This window comes from Brevibacillus sedimenti (assembly GCF_020923495.1).
GTDB classification, from domain to species: Bacteria; Bacillota; Bacilli; order Brevibacillales; family Brevibacillaceae; genus Brevibacillus; species Brevibacillus aydinogluensis.
On sequence record NZ_CP064048.1, the window covers coordinates 406,564 to 420,640 of the forward strand.

Consider the following 14,077-nt stretch of genomic DNA (forward strand, 5'->3'; position numbering starts at 1 on the left):
CTTCCCCCTGCAACACGCAGCGAAACAAAAAAAGAGGGATGCCCCCCTTTATGCAAAATGCGCTTTGTTTTCCAACAAGAAAACGCGATACGGTTTTGACTTCTTCACTACCTTAGACAGACTATGATCCAATTGGTTTAGTTCGTTGTGAAGTTGATCAATCTGCTTACTGTATGCCAGAACATCAGGATGATCCAACCCAAACTCTAACCCCATTTTCACCATATCCTGTCGAAGGAGTTCGATTTTTTCTAGTACCATATCTCGCATTGCTGAAGCTCCTCCTCAAGATGGATAAGGCGTACAAGCCTTCGTTCCACTTCCATTTTACAGGAACCACAGCCATAAGGCAATCAAAATTTCCTTATATAACCAAGAATATGCAGGGTTTTTGGTGAAATTTGCAAAAATTTTACAGTACGTGCGTTGCTAAACTTCTGATATTGTTCCACCTTCCCAAGAGGTTTATAATATAGATGCTTTTGTGAACGATTGACGGATCTGCCCTGATCATTCGCATCAGGGCAACGGACCGGACGAAATCTGAGAAGGGAAGTGTTCGGATGGCGCTTGATACGTTAACCATCCAAGACCCAGCGCTGGCCGGTGTGTCGGAAAAAGTCATTCGCGGCGAGCGGCTTACACTGGAAGACGGCCTGACGCTGTTCAACTCAAACGATCTGCTGACCATCGGCCAACTGGCCAACCTGGTCAATCAGCGAAAAAACGGGAATAACGTCTATTTTATTCAAAACATGTACATCAACCCGACCAACGTTTGTGAGGCGCACTGCAGGTTCTGCGGTTTCCGTCGAGATCTCGGGGAAGACGGCGCATACACGATGAGCATGGACGAACTGCTCCACTACGTCGGCACGCGGTATCGCGAAGGCATCCGCGAGTTCCACATCGTCGGCGGCCACAATCCGCATGTGCCGTTTGACTATTACGTAGACACGATCCGCACCCTGAAAAAGGCGTACCCGCACGTGACGATCAAAGCGTATACCGGCGCAGAGATTGAATTCTTTTCCCGCCTCTCCGGCCTGTCCATCAAGGAAGTGCTGCAGGAACTGATGAAAGCGGGCCTGGAAACCCTGACCGGGGGCGGCGCGGAAATCCTGACGGAGCGGTACCGCATGAAGATGAGCCCGGAAAAGGCCAGCACGGACATGTACCTTGAAGTGCACCGCACGGCTCATCAGCTTGGCCTGAAGACCCACACCACGATGCTGTACGGCTCCATCGAGACGCTGGAGGAGCGCCTGATCCACATGATCCGCCTGCGCGAACTGCAGGACGAGACCAACGGCTTTTTGGTGTTCATCCCGCTGGCGGTGCAGCCGATCAAGGCAACGGCCGGCATCAAGCGGCGCAACTCGGCGATTGACGACCTGAAGACGATGGCCATCAGCCGCCTGATGATGGACAACTTCCAGCATATCAAGGCGTACTTTATCAACATCGGCACGCAGTTGACGCAGGTGTCCCTGACCATGGGGATGTCCGACGTGCACGGCACGCTGATCGAAGAGCGCATCAGCCACTCCGCCGGCGCGCTGACCCAACAAGCCCTCACCGTCGACGAACTGGTCTGGCTGATCAAGGGAGCCGGCAAACGCGCACTGGAACGGGACACGTTCTACAACGTCATCAAGGAACACTAAAAACCAGCCGCGCGGCACGACATGCCGTCACCCTCACTGCAAGCTGACGCCTCTCTTACGGGCGTCAGCTTGTTTTGTATTGCCCCGCTTCGGATGGTCGTTCCGGAGGGTTCGCCGATCACGTTCAGGTTCGTCTGCATTCGAATTCAACAAAAAAGGGCACGCCGATCATTCAGCCGTGCCCTCTTCATCTCCCTGTCGCTAAAACGGGAATCCGTCATCCTCTTTGTCTTCCTGCAGCTTTTTTTTGATGGCCGCCAGCAGCTCCTCTGCGGTAGCCGCCTGGACCAGCTCGCCGTTCACCAGCGCAAACGGCTGCATGTAGCATTCGCCGCAATAGCCGAGGCAGCCGTACTCCAGCACGTCCACATCCAGCTCGGGATCGTGTTCCAGCGCCTCCATCACGTGCTTTGTATAGGAAGAGACGTTGCTCGCGCAAAATTCAACTAATGGCTTCATCTACTTTTTCACCTGCCGTCAACATGGACTGTTCTCGCCAGCGAGGCCGTAAGACCCTTCCCCTATCATAGCAAACCAAGTCCTGTTGGCAACTGGTTTTCCCCTTGGCAGGTGCAGTTATCCGCGAATGGACGGGGAAAAAGATTCTGCTTGCAATTTGCGCAAAAGAGACTAACAATAGAATGGGTGCTGTAAAATAACGGACTGAAGAAAGGACTAGACCTTCTATGAAACGACTTGTGATCCTTGGCGGAGGGTACGGGGGTCTGCGGATTATCGAGCGGGTCCTGTCCCCGGATTTACCTGACAATGTCTTTGTGACACTTGTGGACCGGATGCCGTTTCACGGCTTGAAAACGGAGTATTATGCCCTCGCGGCGGGAACGGAACCGGAAAAAGCCGTGCGCGTCCCGTTTCCAAGCGATCCTCGTTTGACGATCAAATTCGGGGAGGTAACCGGCGTAAACATGGACGAGCGGATCGTCACATTCGCAAACGGCGACACCCTCGCCTACGACTGGCTGGTTATCGCGCTCGGATGTGAAGACCGTTATCATGATATCCCGGGAGCGGAACAATATACCCACTCGATTCAAACCATGAACGCGACCCGCAACACGTACACAGCCATCAACAACCTGGGCCCGTACGGTACAGTGACGATCATCGGCGGAGGGTTGAGCGGCGTAGAGCTGGCCTCCGAACTGCGGGAAAGCCGCCCGGACCTGAACATTCGCATTGTGGACCGCGGTCCGAGCATTCTCAGCCCGTTCCCGAAAAAACTGCAGCAGTACGCCTCCCAGTGGTTTATTGAACACGATGTGCAGTTGGTCTCCATGGCCAGCGTGACCCGCGTCGAGCCGGGGGTGGTCTACAACCACAACGAGCCGGTGGAAACCGACGTCACCGTCTGGACGGCCGGAATCCAGGCCAGCCGCATCGTGCGCGCTCTGCCGATCGAGAAGGACAACATCGGCCGTGCCAAGCTGAACCAGTATCACCAAATCCCCGAATATCCCAACGTGTACGTGGTGGGCGACTGTGCCAGCCTGCCCATCGCCCCGAGTGCCCAATCGGCGGAACTGCAGGGTGAACAAATCGCCATGATGCTGAAAAAGGACATCAAGGGCGAAGAATATCCCGCTTCCCTGCCGGACATCAAGCACAAGGGATTTCTCGGCTCGCTGGGCAAAAAGGAAGGCTTTGGCGTGATGGGCAAAGTCTCCCTGGTCGGCCAAATGCCCCGCGTGATGAAGAGCGGCGTGCTGTGGATGTACAAAAAGCATCTCGGATAATGCGCAGCAAGATGAACAAAAAGCCTTTCGGTATCTTGGTCAAGACCCCATTTTGTAGACACTTAAAAAACCCCCGGCCGTTAGGCCGCATGCTGACGCCTGTACTCGACTGGCGTCAGCTTATTTAATTTGATTTGCAAACGCTCTTCATTGTAAAAACGAATGTACTCCTCAATTCGTCTTTGCGCTTCATCCAGACTTCGAATATCATAAGGATAGAGAGCTTCTGCCTTTAAGTGCGAGAAGAAACTCTCCATAGGGGAATTGTCTAAACAATTGCCCCTTCGCGACATGCTGATTCGGGCGTCAACCTTTTGCAGCATGTCGTGGTATGCGTGGGACGTGTACTGGGAGCCTTGATCGCTGTGTACGATCAGTCCAGTCACGTCCTTATGCTTTTCAAATGCTTTCCGAAACGTCTCCAGGACAAGGGCATTGTCATTGTGTAAGCTCACATGGTGCGCCACGATTTCGTTGTGAAACAAGTCTTTAATCGCTGATAAGAAGATACGTTGATCTCCTACACGAAACTGGGTAACATCGGTGACCCACTTCTGGTTTGGTTTCTCGGCTGTGAAGTCACGCTTCAACAGATTTTCGGCAACACGACCATCAGATTCAGCCGCTCGATACGTGCTCCGATACGCTCGCTTGCCACGAATAATGGCTTTCAGCCCAAGAATTTGCATGAGTCGTAACACCTTCTTATGATTCACAACCTTGCCGTATTGACGAAAGAGTTCCGCTTGAATTCTTCGATACCCATATATTCCTTTTCGTTCATCATAGATGGTTTGAATCTGCTGTTTCAGTTCTCCGTCTCTATCCCACTCCTTCTGTGCAAGATACCGATAATACCCACTCCTCGATACACCAAGAAGTTTGGAGAGTTCGGTAATCGGGTACAACGCTGCGACATTCTCCATCACACGATACTTTTTTCTTACACCTCCCGCATCCAGATTTCCAAACACTTTTTTAGAATTTCGTTCTCCCGTTTCAATTTTTTCACATGTCGATCTTGATCGATGTACGCTGTACGTCGTCCACGCTGATCCAAAAGACCGAACTCCCCAAGTTGTTTGTATTTCCGCATCCACTTTTTTACTCGATCCTTATCCTGGATTTCTAAATGCTCAGTGATCTGTCTGTATGTCCACTTCTCCTCTACATGCAATCGTATTGCCTCCATTTTCAACGACAAAGGATAATGCTTGAACTTTTGACCTTTGATAGCCATAAAAAATTCACCCCTTAAAGTAACATCGGTTTTCCCAAGGGGTTTTTCCAATGTCTACTTTAAGGGGTGCACTCTATCTCGCCGAAAGGCTTTTCCCTTAAATGCCGTTATCGCTTTTGCACGCGCAGGACAGGAATCTTCTTTAGCTCGTAAGTTCCCTCCAGGATGCCGTCGTGAATCACGTTCAGCTTGAGCAGACTGGCGATTTTTCCGGCGTCCGCCCGGGACATCAGCCGCCACAGCGATGGATCGGGCAGAGCGTTGTAAACCCGCTCATCGTAGTACTCCCGCCGCTCCTGATAGTGGATGGTCAGCTTGTACGCCCCTGCTTCGGCGCCTCCGCTATCCGCATATTCTGCCAACAGTTTCTGCCTCAGGTCGTTCAGCTCTTCCTCGATTTTCTTTTGTGCCTCTTTCAGCTCGTAATAGCGAGCCAACTGCTGTTCCATGCAGGGCCCCTCCTCGATTACGGTTTTTCCTCTGGATGTATATGAATCGGGTGGGACAGGTAGAACTCACGTCCTGGGAGGCAGCAGCATAATTTTAGAAAATTACGAAAACAATTTTGTTCATTTGCAATGAAGCGACACATGCAATAGGTGGCGACAAGGATTATGCCAGTATCTTGCTTCTTCCGTGCGACACCCCGCATACAAACGAAAACGAGCGGGATTGCTCCCGCCCGTTCTTACTTTGCCTCGTCGAGCGGGGGTACCCCCAGCTCTTCCAACTTGGCGTATATATCTTTCAGTTTCGGATTTCCCTCACCGACAATTTCCCCGGAAATTACGACAAGCGGATACCACAAATCTTCTTCCACAATCCGTTTGGCCCAGCTTTTGTCATCTTCTGTCTCGGGTTGTTGAAAGTCCTTGTAGACGATTCGGACGCTGTCGTTTCCGTATTTGCGTGAGATAGCCGCCTGCAGCCATTCGGCCGTCTCCTTGGCCGACGGCAGGTTGACACAGCTCGCACACAACTGCTCGGTACCGTAGACCTTGATTTCCACGCTCATCTGCCATGCCCCCTGCTGATCTTTCCTGTGTCTTTAGGAAAGAGCTTGTTCCAGGTCGTCAATCAAATCCTGTACGTCTTCAATCCCTACTGAAATGCGGATCAAACCGTCCGTGATGCCCAATTGCGCCCGCCGCTCGGCCGGAATGGAGGCGTGGGTCATGCGGGCCGGGACGCTGATCAGGCTTTCCACCGCCCCCAGCGATTCCGCCAGCGTAAAGTATTTCACCTTGGCGAGCACTTCGTCTGCTCGTTCGGCGCTTCCGACGTCAAAGGAGATCATGCCGCCGAAGCCGCGCGCCTGCTTTTTCGCCAGCTCGTGGTTGGGGTGGCTGGGCAGGCCGGGGTAGATGACGCGTTTGATGTCGTTCCGCTCGGCCAGCCAGTTGGCCAGTGTCCGCGCGTTTTGCTCGTGCTCTTCCATGCGTACGCCCAGCGTCTTCATCCCGCGCAGCAGCAGCCAGGAATCCTGCGGCCCGAGGATGCCGCCGATCGCGTTTTGCAGGAAGTGCAGCTCTTCGCCCACCTTGGCGTCTTTGGCCACGACCAGGCCGGCCACCACGTCACTGTGTCCGCCCAGGTACTTGGTGGCGCTGTGGTAGACGATGTCGGCGCCCAGTTCAAGCGGATTTTGCCAGTACGGGGTCATGAACGTGTTGTCCACCAGCAGCAGGATGTTGTTCGCTTTGGCGATCGCCGACAGAGCGGCAATGTCGCTTACTTTTAACAGCGGGTTGGTCGGTGTTTCCATGATGATCGCCTTGGTTTCCGGGCGAATGGCCGCTTCCACTGCAGCCGTATTGCTCGTATCCACGTAGGTGGCATCCAGTCCCAGGCGGGAAAAGACGCGGGTAATCACCCGGTACGTGCCGCCGTATACGTCGTCGCCCACCACCAGATGATCTCCTTTGGAGAACAGGGAGAGTACCGTGGACAGAGCGGCCATGCCGGAGCCAAATGCCAGGCCGCGCGCCCCGCCTTCCAGCTCCGCGATGTAGGTTTCCAGCGCGTGGCGAGTCGGGTTGCCCGTGCGGGAGTACTCATAGCCCTTGTGCTTGCCGACTGCTTCCTGCTTGTATGTGCTGACTTGATAAATCGGAACAGAAACGGCTCCCGTATGGGGATCTCCCTCAATTCCTCCGTGGATCAGGCGTGTTTTGATCCGCATCTTATACTCCTCCTTGGTAGATTTTTTTGCTCAGATAACGCTCGCTGCCGTCGGCAAACAAGGTGACGATGTTGGTTCCCGGCTTGGCTTCCCGCGCTTCCCGCAGTGCAGCCGCCATCGCCGCACCCGCCGAACTGCCCACCAGCAGTCCCTCTTTGGCGGCCAACTGTTTGACCATCTCAAAAGCGTCCACATCCAGGATGGTGTGGATGGCGTCAAAGTAGCTCGTGTCCATAAACGGCGGCAAAAACTCCATCCCGATTCCTTCCGTCTTGTGCGGACCGGGTTCGCCGCCGTTCAAAATGGAGCCTTCCGGTTCGACAATGACGGTTTTGATGGACGGCTTTTGTTCTTTCAGGTAGCGGGCTACCCCCATGAAGGTGCCGCCAGAGCCGGCCCCCGCCACAAACACGTCCACTTTCCCATCCATTTGTTTCCAGATTTCCGGTCCCGTCGTTTTGTAATGAGCTGCCGGGTTGGCCGGATTGGCAAACTGTTGGGGTACGAATGCGCCGGGAATGGATGCCGCCAGTTCCTGTGCTTTGGCGATCGCTCCTTTCATGCCCAGTTCGGTCGGCGTATTCACCACTTCCGCACCCAGTGCGCGCATCAGTTCCTGCTTTTCTTCGGAAAACTTGGCCGGCACGCAGAAGATTACGCGATAGCCGGTACCGATCGCTGCCAGCGCCAGCCCGATTCCCGTGTTGCCGGCCGTCGGCTCGATAATCGTACCGCCCGGCTTCAGCTGCCCACTCTCTTCGGCGGCGCGGATCAGTTCCAGTCCCAAGCGGTCCTTGACGCTGCCGCCCGGGTTGAAATACTCCAGTTTCGCAAACAGTCGAACGCCTTCCGGCAGATCAAACTGTGTCAGTTCGACAATCGGCGTGTTGCCGATCAGTTCCTTCACGTTACGGTATACGTTCACGACACCGACCCCTTATCTTCTTGTTCCTTTTCGCTCCTCTATTATAACATGAGGCCAAGCGAAAAAGTCCATGCGGCACGCCGCCCGGGTTCACGATCCGCGGCAAAGTGCCACTTCGGGCGCACCGGTCATGGATTTATCGGCTCCAGGGGAGTATAATAGAGGGAGGTTGGAAAGGAGTGAAATTCCCATGGACATGTTCGATCAAGTACAGGAAGTCCTTGACAAACTGCGTCCGTACCTGCAGCGCGACGGCGGCGACGTACAGCTCGTCGACGTAGAGGACGGCGTTGTGAAACTGCGCCTGATGGGTGCATGCGGAAGCTGCCCTTCTTCCACGATCACGCTGAAGGCAGGGATCGAGCGCGCACTGCTGGAAGAAGTGCCGGGAATCAAAGAAGTACAACAAGTATTCTAATCGAGCAAAAGCCCTTACCGGTTTTACGGCCGGCAAGGGCTTTTTACTTTTTCAGCAGCAGCGCCTTGCGGAAAAAAGCGGTCACTCGCTTTATGTACTCGTCCGGCATCATGGCGAAGCTGCGCACATGGCCCGCCTGCGGCACCAGCCAAAGCGCGGAATCCGGGTGAGCGGCGAGCTTCCGAAGCTGTTTGCTATTGCTGCACGGCACGGTTTCATCGCCGGTGCCGTGAATGAACAGGATCGGCTTGTTGGCCCGCTTCACTGCCATGTACGGCCTGACCTCCGACGGATTGGCCCGGAGCATGATTGGACTGAGCGTCAGAATCAACCAGTTGAACGGTACCCGTGGCAACCCTGTCCAGTGCGGCAGGTTTTCCTGCAAATACTCGCGCAGCGAATAAAACGGCGAGTCGGCCACCACGGCCTGCACACGCTCGTCTGTGCAGCCGACCAGAAGCGAAGTGGCTGCCCCCATGGAAAACCCGATCAGACCGATCTTTTGCCCGGGACGCCTTTGTTCCACGTAATCGATCGCCCCCGCAGGTCCTGCTGCTCGCGAAGACCGATCGTCGTCAGGGCAGGAGTTGACTCTCCCGCATTGCGAAAGTCAAACATCAGCACGTCGTATCCGGCAGCCAGCAGCCGGGCGGCCAAAGCCAGGGCAGGCAGATGCGGTTCCAGCCGGTTTTGCCCGTAACCGTGGGCAAAGACGAGCGTGCAGCCGTTTCTGTCGTGTCCATTGGCTTCCGCCGCGATGTACCAGCCGCTCAACGTGATGCCGTCCTCCCGGCTGGGAAAGGTGACAGATTCCACATGGCCGATGCCGAAGCGGGACGGCTCCATGTCCACCGGCTTGCGGGGCGGGTGCGTCAATTTCCAGGCTACGTACAGCGACACGGCGGCCGTGCATGCCGCTGCCAGCACCAGACCGGTCACCGTCGCAATCATCCAGTTCATACGGGGGTTACAGGCTCCTCTCCGCTCAGCACGGCGGCGATGTTGGCCGCAGCCAGCCGAGCCATTTCCAGCCGCGTCTGATATGTTGCGCTGCCAATATGCGGCAGGGCCACGACGTTGGGCAGCGACAAAAGCGGGTTGTCAAGCGGCACGGGCTCCTGCTGGAACACGTCCAGACCGGCCGCCCAGATTTGTTTGTCGACGAGAGCCCGGTAGAGTGCCGCCTCGTCCACCGTGCCGCCACGCGACACGTTGACAAACACTGCGGTCGGTTTCATCAGGGAGAACTCCCGCTCGCCCATCAGATTCCGCGTCTCCTCCGTCAGCGGCGTCAGCAGCACGACGTAGTCCGATTCCCGGAGCAGTTCGTCAAACGGCGCATACTGCGCACCTGTCGTTCGCTCCGCATCCGGACGGCGGCGGCGGTTGTGATAGAGAATCCGCATGCCAAAACCCGCCGCCCGCCGGGCTACCGCCTGTCCGATGCGGCCCATGCCGACGATGCCGAGCGTCGCTCCGTAGATGTTTTGCCCGACCATCAGGTGCGGGTTCCAGGATGTCCACCCGCCGGCCAACAAAAAGTGGTTGGCCTCCACCAGCCGTCGGCCCGCCGCCATCAGCAGGGCAAAGGCCAAATCGGCGGTCGCCTCCGTCAACACGTCCGGCGTGTTGGTCACGATGACGCCATGTCGTTTGGCCGCCGCCACGTCGATATTGTCGTAGCCGACGGCCATGTTGGCGACGATCCGCAGCCGTTTTGCCCGCATCAGCAGTTCCTCGTCAATCCGTTCCGTCAGCATGGTCAAGAGAGCGCTGGCTTCTTCCGCCTTTTGCAGCAGCACGTCTCGGGGGATGGGACGATCCTCCGCCCACACTTCCACGTCCGCCACCGCCTCCAGCATGGCAATGGCTTCATTCGCCACTTGCCTCGTCACGTACACCATCGGTTTTGTCATCAGCAGGCCTCCACAACCAGTCAATGTGCGGAACCGGCGCCCCGTATCGCTGCGCAATCGTCTGCGGGTAGCGGCGAAGCGCCTCTTCCATGTTGATCAGTTCTTCCTCCAAAAGTTCTTTCCACGCCGCGGCGTCCACTTCCTGCCTATCTTCCCACGGCAATGACCGATACGTCTCCACCAGTTTGAGAAAACGCCCGGGGTACAGCATCAGGCCGTAGACCACGGCGTATTCGGATTCCAACAGCGGGCAGACGCTGTTGTACCCGTCCAGGAAATGAGTCACGACGTCTTCCTGCCAGCCGTTTCGCCGCACGGACGCCTTGATCCACTGGCCGATGTCGCGCGCCCGCATATCGAGCACCCAGTTCCATTCGCCGCAGACATAGCGAACGTAGTCTTCATTCCACAGGATATACCCCTCATCAAAATTTTGGTAGGCTACTTTGCCGCAGTGGGCTGTTTCCTTCACCACGCTGTCGTAACCGGCATGGTACAGGTACTGCACCGCCGTCTCCCCCAACTGATTCACATAGGTGTAACTGGTCAAAAGATACTCGTCAAACGGGAAGATCTCACCGTCCGCTTCCTCCATGTCCTCCCGGTACCCGTTGTACTCGCGCAGTTTTTTCCGCCACATGACGGGCCAACGCCCAAGCGTGGAGGATGACGAAAACAGCTTGTCGCTCTTGAACGAACGGGTCGCCTGATGAAACTGGGCAAGCGCCTGCCCTGCGGCAAACGCCGGATCGTCCGGAACCCCTTCCCGCACACCACGGTACAGGTAGAAAATCTGATCGTCGCTGATGACGTACGGGTATCCCTCTTTCGACTTGACCAGCGTAAGCATGTTCACTTCCTGCTGCTGCGCCAGTTGTTTTTTCACCCGCTCGATAAACCTGCTTTTGTATTTGAATCCCGCCGGCGCGGTATACAGGTAAAACAGCCCCTGATCCGTCTCCAGCACGGTTCCCGCCCCTGCTGATCGGCAGCCGTGCAGGGAAAATCCGTACGCTTCTTCCAGCAAGGCTTTGTACTCCATGAGAACAACCTCCCCACACACCTTCTCATGGAGCATGGTATGTAACGCAGGCGGGATAGGTGCCTATCTCGTTGCAGATACTACCGACGTGCACATGCCCTCACACCTGCCTGACCGGCACGCGCCGCAGGCAGATTCCCAAAAAGCGGTGGCGAGAGGAGGACAGCGGTGAACGGCAACAATCCGCTCAACAGCTACACGTGTTACGACGCCGTCGTCTCGCTGCTGGAACAGCGCGGCGTCCACATCGACCACATTGCCGAGATTGTCATGTTTCTGCAAAAAGACTACATTTCCAACCTCTCCATGGACACGTGCCGCGAAAGCGTGCAAGCCGTACTGAAAAAGCGGGAAGTACAGAACGCCCTTTTCACCGGCATTCAGCTCGACATGCTGGCCGAAGAAAAGAAACTAATCCCTCCGCTTCAGGAGATTATCGCCTCGGATGAACCGCTCTATGGCGTGGACGAGGTGCTGGCGTTTGCCGTCGTGAACCTGTACGGCAGCATCGGATTCACCAACTACGGGTACGTGGACAAGCTCAAGTACGGCAAGCTAAAGGATCTAAACGACAAACGCTTTGGCGTCCACACTTTTCTGGACGATCTGGTCGGAGCCATAGCTGCGGCGGCGTCCAGCCGCATCGCTCACCGCCAGAAACAAGCGGAGGAAAACTGCCTACCCCCCGATTCTTCCGAGCCAATCGGCTAGATCGGATGCGATGTGCGTGGGACGGCAGGGATGCGTCTCCACGTCCTCCCGCGTGGAATAACCGGTCAAGACCAGCAGGCTGTCCATGCCCGAGCAGTTACCCGCGGCAATGTCGGTATCCAGGTTGTCCCCGACGATCAGCGTCTCCCCGGCGCTCGTGCCCAACCGCGTCAGCGCGTAGTCAACGATGATGCGCTCCGGTTTGCCGACGACTACCGGCTTGACTCCGGACGCCGTGGAGACAGCTGCCACCAATGAACCATTGCCGGGAAACAAGCCTTGTTCGGTCGGCAGAGCGGCATCGGCGTTGGTGGCGATCAGGTTGGCTCCTTGCCGGATCGCCCGGGCAGCTGTCGTCAATTTGGCGTAATCAAACGAACGGTCAATCCCCACCACCACGTACCGGGGACGCTCCTCGCTGATTGTAAAGCCGCTGGCTTTCAGCTGCGCAATCAGTCCCTCTTCGCCGATCACATACACCGGCGTGCCTGCCGGGGCCAGCTCCTTGAGATAGTGGGCGGTCGCCATTGCAGAGGTATAGACCTCTTCCGGCTCCGCGTCGATGCCCAGCCCGGTCAAGCGCGCCGCCACCTGCTCCGGCGAAGCGGACGAATTGTTGGTCAGATACAGGTACGGAATCCCCTGTTTGCGCAAATGCTGGACAAACCGGGCAGCTCCCGGAATGGCCTCCCTGCCGCGATAAATGGTTCCGTCCAAATCCAGCAAATACCCCTTGTACTGCTTCATGCTGCCTCATCCTTTCCCCGTTCACAACAAAATCCACCCGGCGACGAGTGGATTTACGCACGTTGTCATTCTGTTAGGCTTGCTTCGCTTCCTTGATCTCAAACACGCATTTTTCTCCGCCCTTGGCCATGCAGGTAGTCTGTACCACGTCGGCTTTCAGCACACGGCGGAACAGGGAGAGCTCACAGTTGCACGCCTGGTTGAATTCGCGCGCCACTTGGGAGATGGGACAGTTGTACTCGCGGATGCGGTAGCAGCCGTTTTGTTCGTCCTTTTCCCACTCTACCATATAGCCCTTTTCGTTTTGCAGTTCGGCCAGCTTGGCGACACGCTCTTCCAGGGACTCCTGCTGGATCTGCTTGCGGTATGCTTCTTCCAGACGGTTTTCCCGGCGGCGGAACAGCATTTCCACCTTTCCGATTCCGTCCATTGCTTCCAAATCGCGCAAAAAGTCGAGCGTCAGATGAGAGTAGTTGCGCGGAAACAGCTCATCTGCCTCCTGCGACAGCGAATAGACATTGGTCGGGCGTCCCATCGCTTGGCGTACCAGCGTCGATTTGATCAGATTGTCCCGCTCCAGCGTATTCAGATGACGCCGCACAGCCATCTCCGTGATCCCCAGCTGGACTGCCATGTCGCTGACGGACAGCGAGCCTTTTACTTTGAGCATGTTGAGGATCTGGTCGCGGGTGGAAGTTCCTTCGTTAGCCATCGTAATCACCGCCCTTTCTCTCTATTGTATCGAATCGGGCCTCTTTAGTAAACAAAAGAAAGTGTTTTGTATAAAAAATCCGCGTTTCTCGCCTTAAAACAGTTCGTTTTGCAGATACGTACGCACAGCCGGCTCAAACTGGCGCAGCGTCGGCAGGCTGTCCTGCACCAGCGCCACCATTTCCGCCGCCGGCACGCTGGTATACTGGTTGACCAGATGACGGCGGAACTCCACCACGTCTGTCAGCACCCGCGCCTGCTCGTCGCTGATGACCCGCTCATCCCGCAAAATTTCCACAATGTCGGTATAGCTGCCGGGATCGCGCATGATAAAGCCGTCAATCAGTGCGTTGCCCACGTCGATCACCGCCTCAATGGACAGATGCAGCGCCCTCTCCATCGCCGCCTCGGCCACTTCGTCGGCGAGAACGTCATTCGCTCCCCGGGCCGCCAGCTTGTCCAGCAGGTCGAGCATCCGGGACATGTGTGTCAACACTTCGTCGATCTTTTTCGTATTTACGTCGTACATGGGAGATCTCCTTTATCACTTTCGCTTTTTCGCTGCCCATTTTGCATACAATACGGTAATGACAAACGTCAGCACCAATACCAGAAGAACCAATTCCCCTTGCCGCAGATAGGAATCGTTCATCACCTTCACCTCTTTTCATCATCAGTATACCAAAATTGTCTGCACTGTCACGAATCCCCCTCTCAATTGTGTTACAATGAGGGGTGAGTTTTTGGCGGGACAAAGGGAGGAT

20 protein-coding genes are annotated in these 14,077 nt (G+C 55.9%); 4 read left to right on the forward strand and 16 right to left on the reverse strand.

The window, feature by feature from the left end; translation table 11 throughout:
* Nucleotides 1-48: 48 nt before the first annotated feature.
* On the reverse strand, nt 49-270 hold the full coding sequence (locus IRT44_RS02005) for an aspartyl-phosphate phosphatase Spo0E family protein (protein WP_171567457.1): 222 nt from the start codon (nt 268-270) through the stop codon (nt 49-51).
* Between the two features lie 293 nt (nt 271-563).
* Here IRT44_RS02005 and mqnE point away from each other — a divergent pair, with 293 nt between their 5' ends.
* Nucleotides 564-1,667, forward strand: coding sequence for an aminofutalosine synthase MqnE (gene mqnE / locus IRT44_RS02010; protein WP_171567456.1), 1,104 nt, complete (start codon nt 564-566; stop codon nt 1,665-1,667).
* 201 nt (nt 1,668-1,868) lie between these two features.
* On the opposite strand, the gene IRT44_RS02015 is transcribed toward mqnE, so the two are convergent.
* Nucleotides 1,869-2,126, reverse strand: coding sequence for a DUF1450 domain-containing protein (locus IRT44_RS02015; protein ID WP_171567455.1), 258 nt, complete (start codon nt 2,124-2,126; stop codon nt 1,869-1,871).
* A gap of 227 nt (nt 2,127-2,353) precedes the next feature.
* Here IRT44_RS02015 and IRT44_RS02020 point away from each other — a divergent pair, with 227 nt between their 5' ends.
* Nucleotides 2,354-3,421, forward strand: coding sequence for an NAD(P)/FAD-dependent oxidoreductase (locus IRT44_RS02020; protein ID WP_212132133.1), 1,068 nt, complete (start codon nt 2,354-2,356; stop codon nt 3,419-3,421).
* 80 nt (nt 3,422-3,501) lie between these two features.
* On the opposite strand, the gene IRT44_RS02025 is transcribed toward IRT44_RS02020, so the two are convergent.
* The 6 genes from IRT44_RS02025 to cysK all read right to left on the reverse strand — a co-directional run bounded on the left by IRT44_RS02025 (nt 3,502) and on the right by cysK (nt 7,768).
* Nucleotides 3,502-4,347 carry an IS3 family transposase gene (locus tag IRT44_RS02025; RefSeq protein ID WP_230076700.1) on the reverse strand — a complete coding sequence of 282 codons (846 nt, stop codon included), beginning with the start codon at nt 4,345-4,347 and terminating at the stop codon, nt 3,502-3,504.
* 17 nt (nt 4,348-4,364) lie between these two features.
* A complete protein-coding gene (locus IRT44_RS02030) occupies nt 4,365-4,661 on the reverse strand; it encodes a helix-turn-helix domain-containing protein (protein WP_230076701.1) in 297 nt (98 codons plus the stop codon).
* Between the two features lie 107 nt (nt 4,662-4,768).
* A complete protein-coding gene (locus IRT44_RS02035; RefSeq protein ID WP_171566926.1) occupies nt 4,769-5,110 on the reverse strand; it encodes a hypothetical protein in 342 nt (113 codons plus the stop codon).
* Nucleotides 5,111-5,349: 239 nt separating this feature from the next.
* A complete protein-coding gene (locus IRT44_RS02040) occupies nt 5,350-5,676 on the reverse strand; it encodes a YuzD family protein (protein WP_171566925.1) in 327 nt (108 codons plus the stop codon).
* A 33-nt stretch (nt 5,677-5,709) separates the two neighbouring features.
* Nucleotides 5,710-6,843: a bifunctional cystathionine gamma-lyase/homocysteine desulfhydrase gene (locus IRT44_RS02045; protein ID WP_171566924.1), complete on the reverse strand. Its 1,134-nt coding sequence runs from the start codon at nt 6,841-6,843 to the stop codon at nt 5,710-5,712.
* 1 nt (nt 6,844) lies between these two features.
* Nucleotides 6,845-7,768 (reverse strand): cysteine synthase A, encoded by a 924-nt coding sequence (gene cysK / locus IRT44_RS02050; RefSeq protein WP_171566923.1) that lies wholly within the window; start codon nt 7,766-7,768, stop codon nt 6,845-6,847.
* Nucleotides 7,769-7,958: 190 nt separating this feature from the next.
* Here cysK and IRT44_RS02055 point away from each other — a divergent pair, with 190 nt between their 5' ends.
* On the forward strand, nt 7,959-8,186 hold the full coding sequence (locus tag IRT44_RS02055) for a NifU family protein (RefSeq protein WP_029098389.1): 228 nt from the start codon (nt 7,959-7,961) through the stop codon (nt 8,184-8,186).
* A 43-nt stretch (nt 8,187-8,229) separates the two neighbouring features.
* Here the strand turns inward: IRT44_RS02055 and IRT44_RS02060 are convergent, their stop codons facing one another.
* Genes IRT44_RS02060 through IRT44_RS02075 form a run of 4 tightly spaced genes read right to left on the reverse strand, consistent with a single transcriptional unit; the run spans nt 8,230 to nt 11,144 of the window.
* Nucleotides 8,230-8,712 (reverse strand): alpha/beta hydrolase, encoded by a 483-nt coding sequence (locus tag IRT44_RS02060; RefSeq protein WP_230077355.1) that lies wholly within the window; start codon nt 8,710-8,712, stop codon nt 8,230-8,232.
* Nucleotides 8,676-9,146, reverse strand: coding sequence for an alpha/beta hydrolase family protein (locus IRT44_RS02065; RefSeq protein ID WP_230077356.1), 471 nt, complete (start codon nt 9,144-9,146; stop codon nt 8,676-8,678). The genes IRT44_RS02060 and IRT44_RS02065 overlap by 37 nt, the downstream gene beginning before the upstream one ends.
* The gene (locus IRT44_RS02070; protein ID WP_230077357.1) at nt 9,143-10,102 is read right to left on the reverse strand and encodes a 2-hydroxyacid dehydrogenase; all 960 of its coding nucleotides are present in this window, start codon (nt 10,100-10,102) and stop codon (nt 9,143-9,145) included. Before IRT44_RS02070 ends, IRT44_RS02065 begins: the two co-directional genes overlap by 4 nt.
* Nucleotides 10,059-11,144, reverse strand: a complete 1,086-nt coding sequence (locus IRT44_RS02075; protein ID WP_171566920.1) for a hypothetical protein — start codon at nt 11,142-11,144, stop codon at nt 10,059-10,061. Before IRT44_RS02075 ends, IRT44_RS02070 begins: the two co-directional genes overlap by 44 nt.
* A 168-nt stretch (nt 11,145-11,312) precedes the next feature.
* Between IRT44_RS02075 and IRT44_RS02080 the strand changes: the two genes are divergently transcribed.
* The gene (locus tag IRT44_RS02080; RefSeq protein WP_171566919.1) at nt 11,313-11,855 is read left to right on the forward strand and encodes a phosphatidylglycerophosphatase A family protein; all 543 of its coding nucleotides are present in this window, start codon (nt 11,313-11,315) and stop codon (nt 11,853-11,855) included.
* Here IRT44_RS02080 and IRT44_RS02085 read toward each other — a convergent pair.
* From IRT44_RS02085 to IRT44_RS02100, 4 genes are all read right to left on the reverse strand, one after another.
* Nucleotides 11,823-12,602 carry a TIGR01457 family HAD-type hydrolase gene (locus tag IRT44_RS02085; RefSeq protein ID WP_171566918.1) on the reverse strand — a complete coding sequence of 260 codons (780 nt, stop codon included), beginning with the start codon at nt 12,600-12,602 and terminating at the stop codon, nt 11,823-11,825. The two genes, IRT44_RS02080 and IRT44_RS02085, sit on opposite strands and share 33 nt — an antisense overlap.
* 73 nt (nt 12,603-12,675) lie before the next feature.
* Nucleotides 12,676-13,314, reverse strand: coding sequence for a helix-turn-helix transcriptional regulator (locus IRT44_RS02090; protein ID WP_171566917.1), 639 nt, complete (start codon nt 13,312-13,314; stop codon nt 12,676-12,678).
* 93 nt (nt 13,315-13,407) lie between these two features.
* Complete coding sequence (hepT, locus tag IRT44_RS02095) at nt 13,408-13,842, reverse strand: type VII toxin-antitoxin system HepT family RNase toxin (RefSeq protein ID WP_212132137.1); 435 nt, start codon at nt 13,840-13,842, stop codon at nt 13,408-13,410.
* A 15-nt stretch (nt 13,843-13,857) separates the two neighbouring features.
* On the reverse strand, nt 13,858-13,965 hold the full coding sequence (locus tag IRT44_RS02100) for an amino acid ABC transporter permease (RefSeq protein ID WP_171566915.1): 108 nt from the start codon (nt 13,963-13,965) through the stop codon (nt 13,858-13,860).
* Nucleotides 13,966-14,077 lie beyond the last annotated feature (112 nt).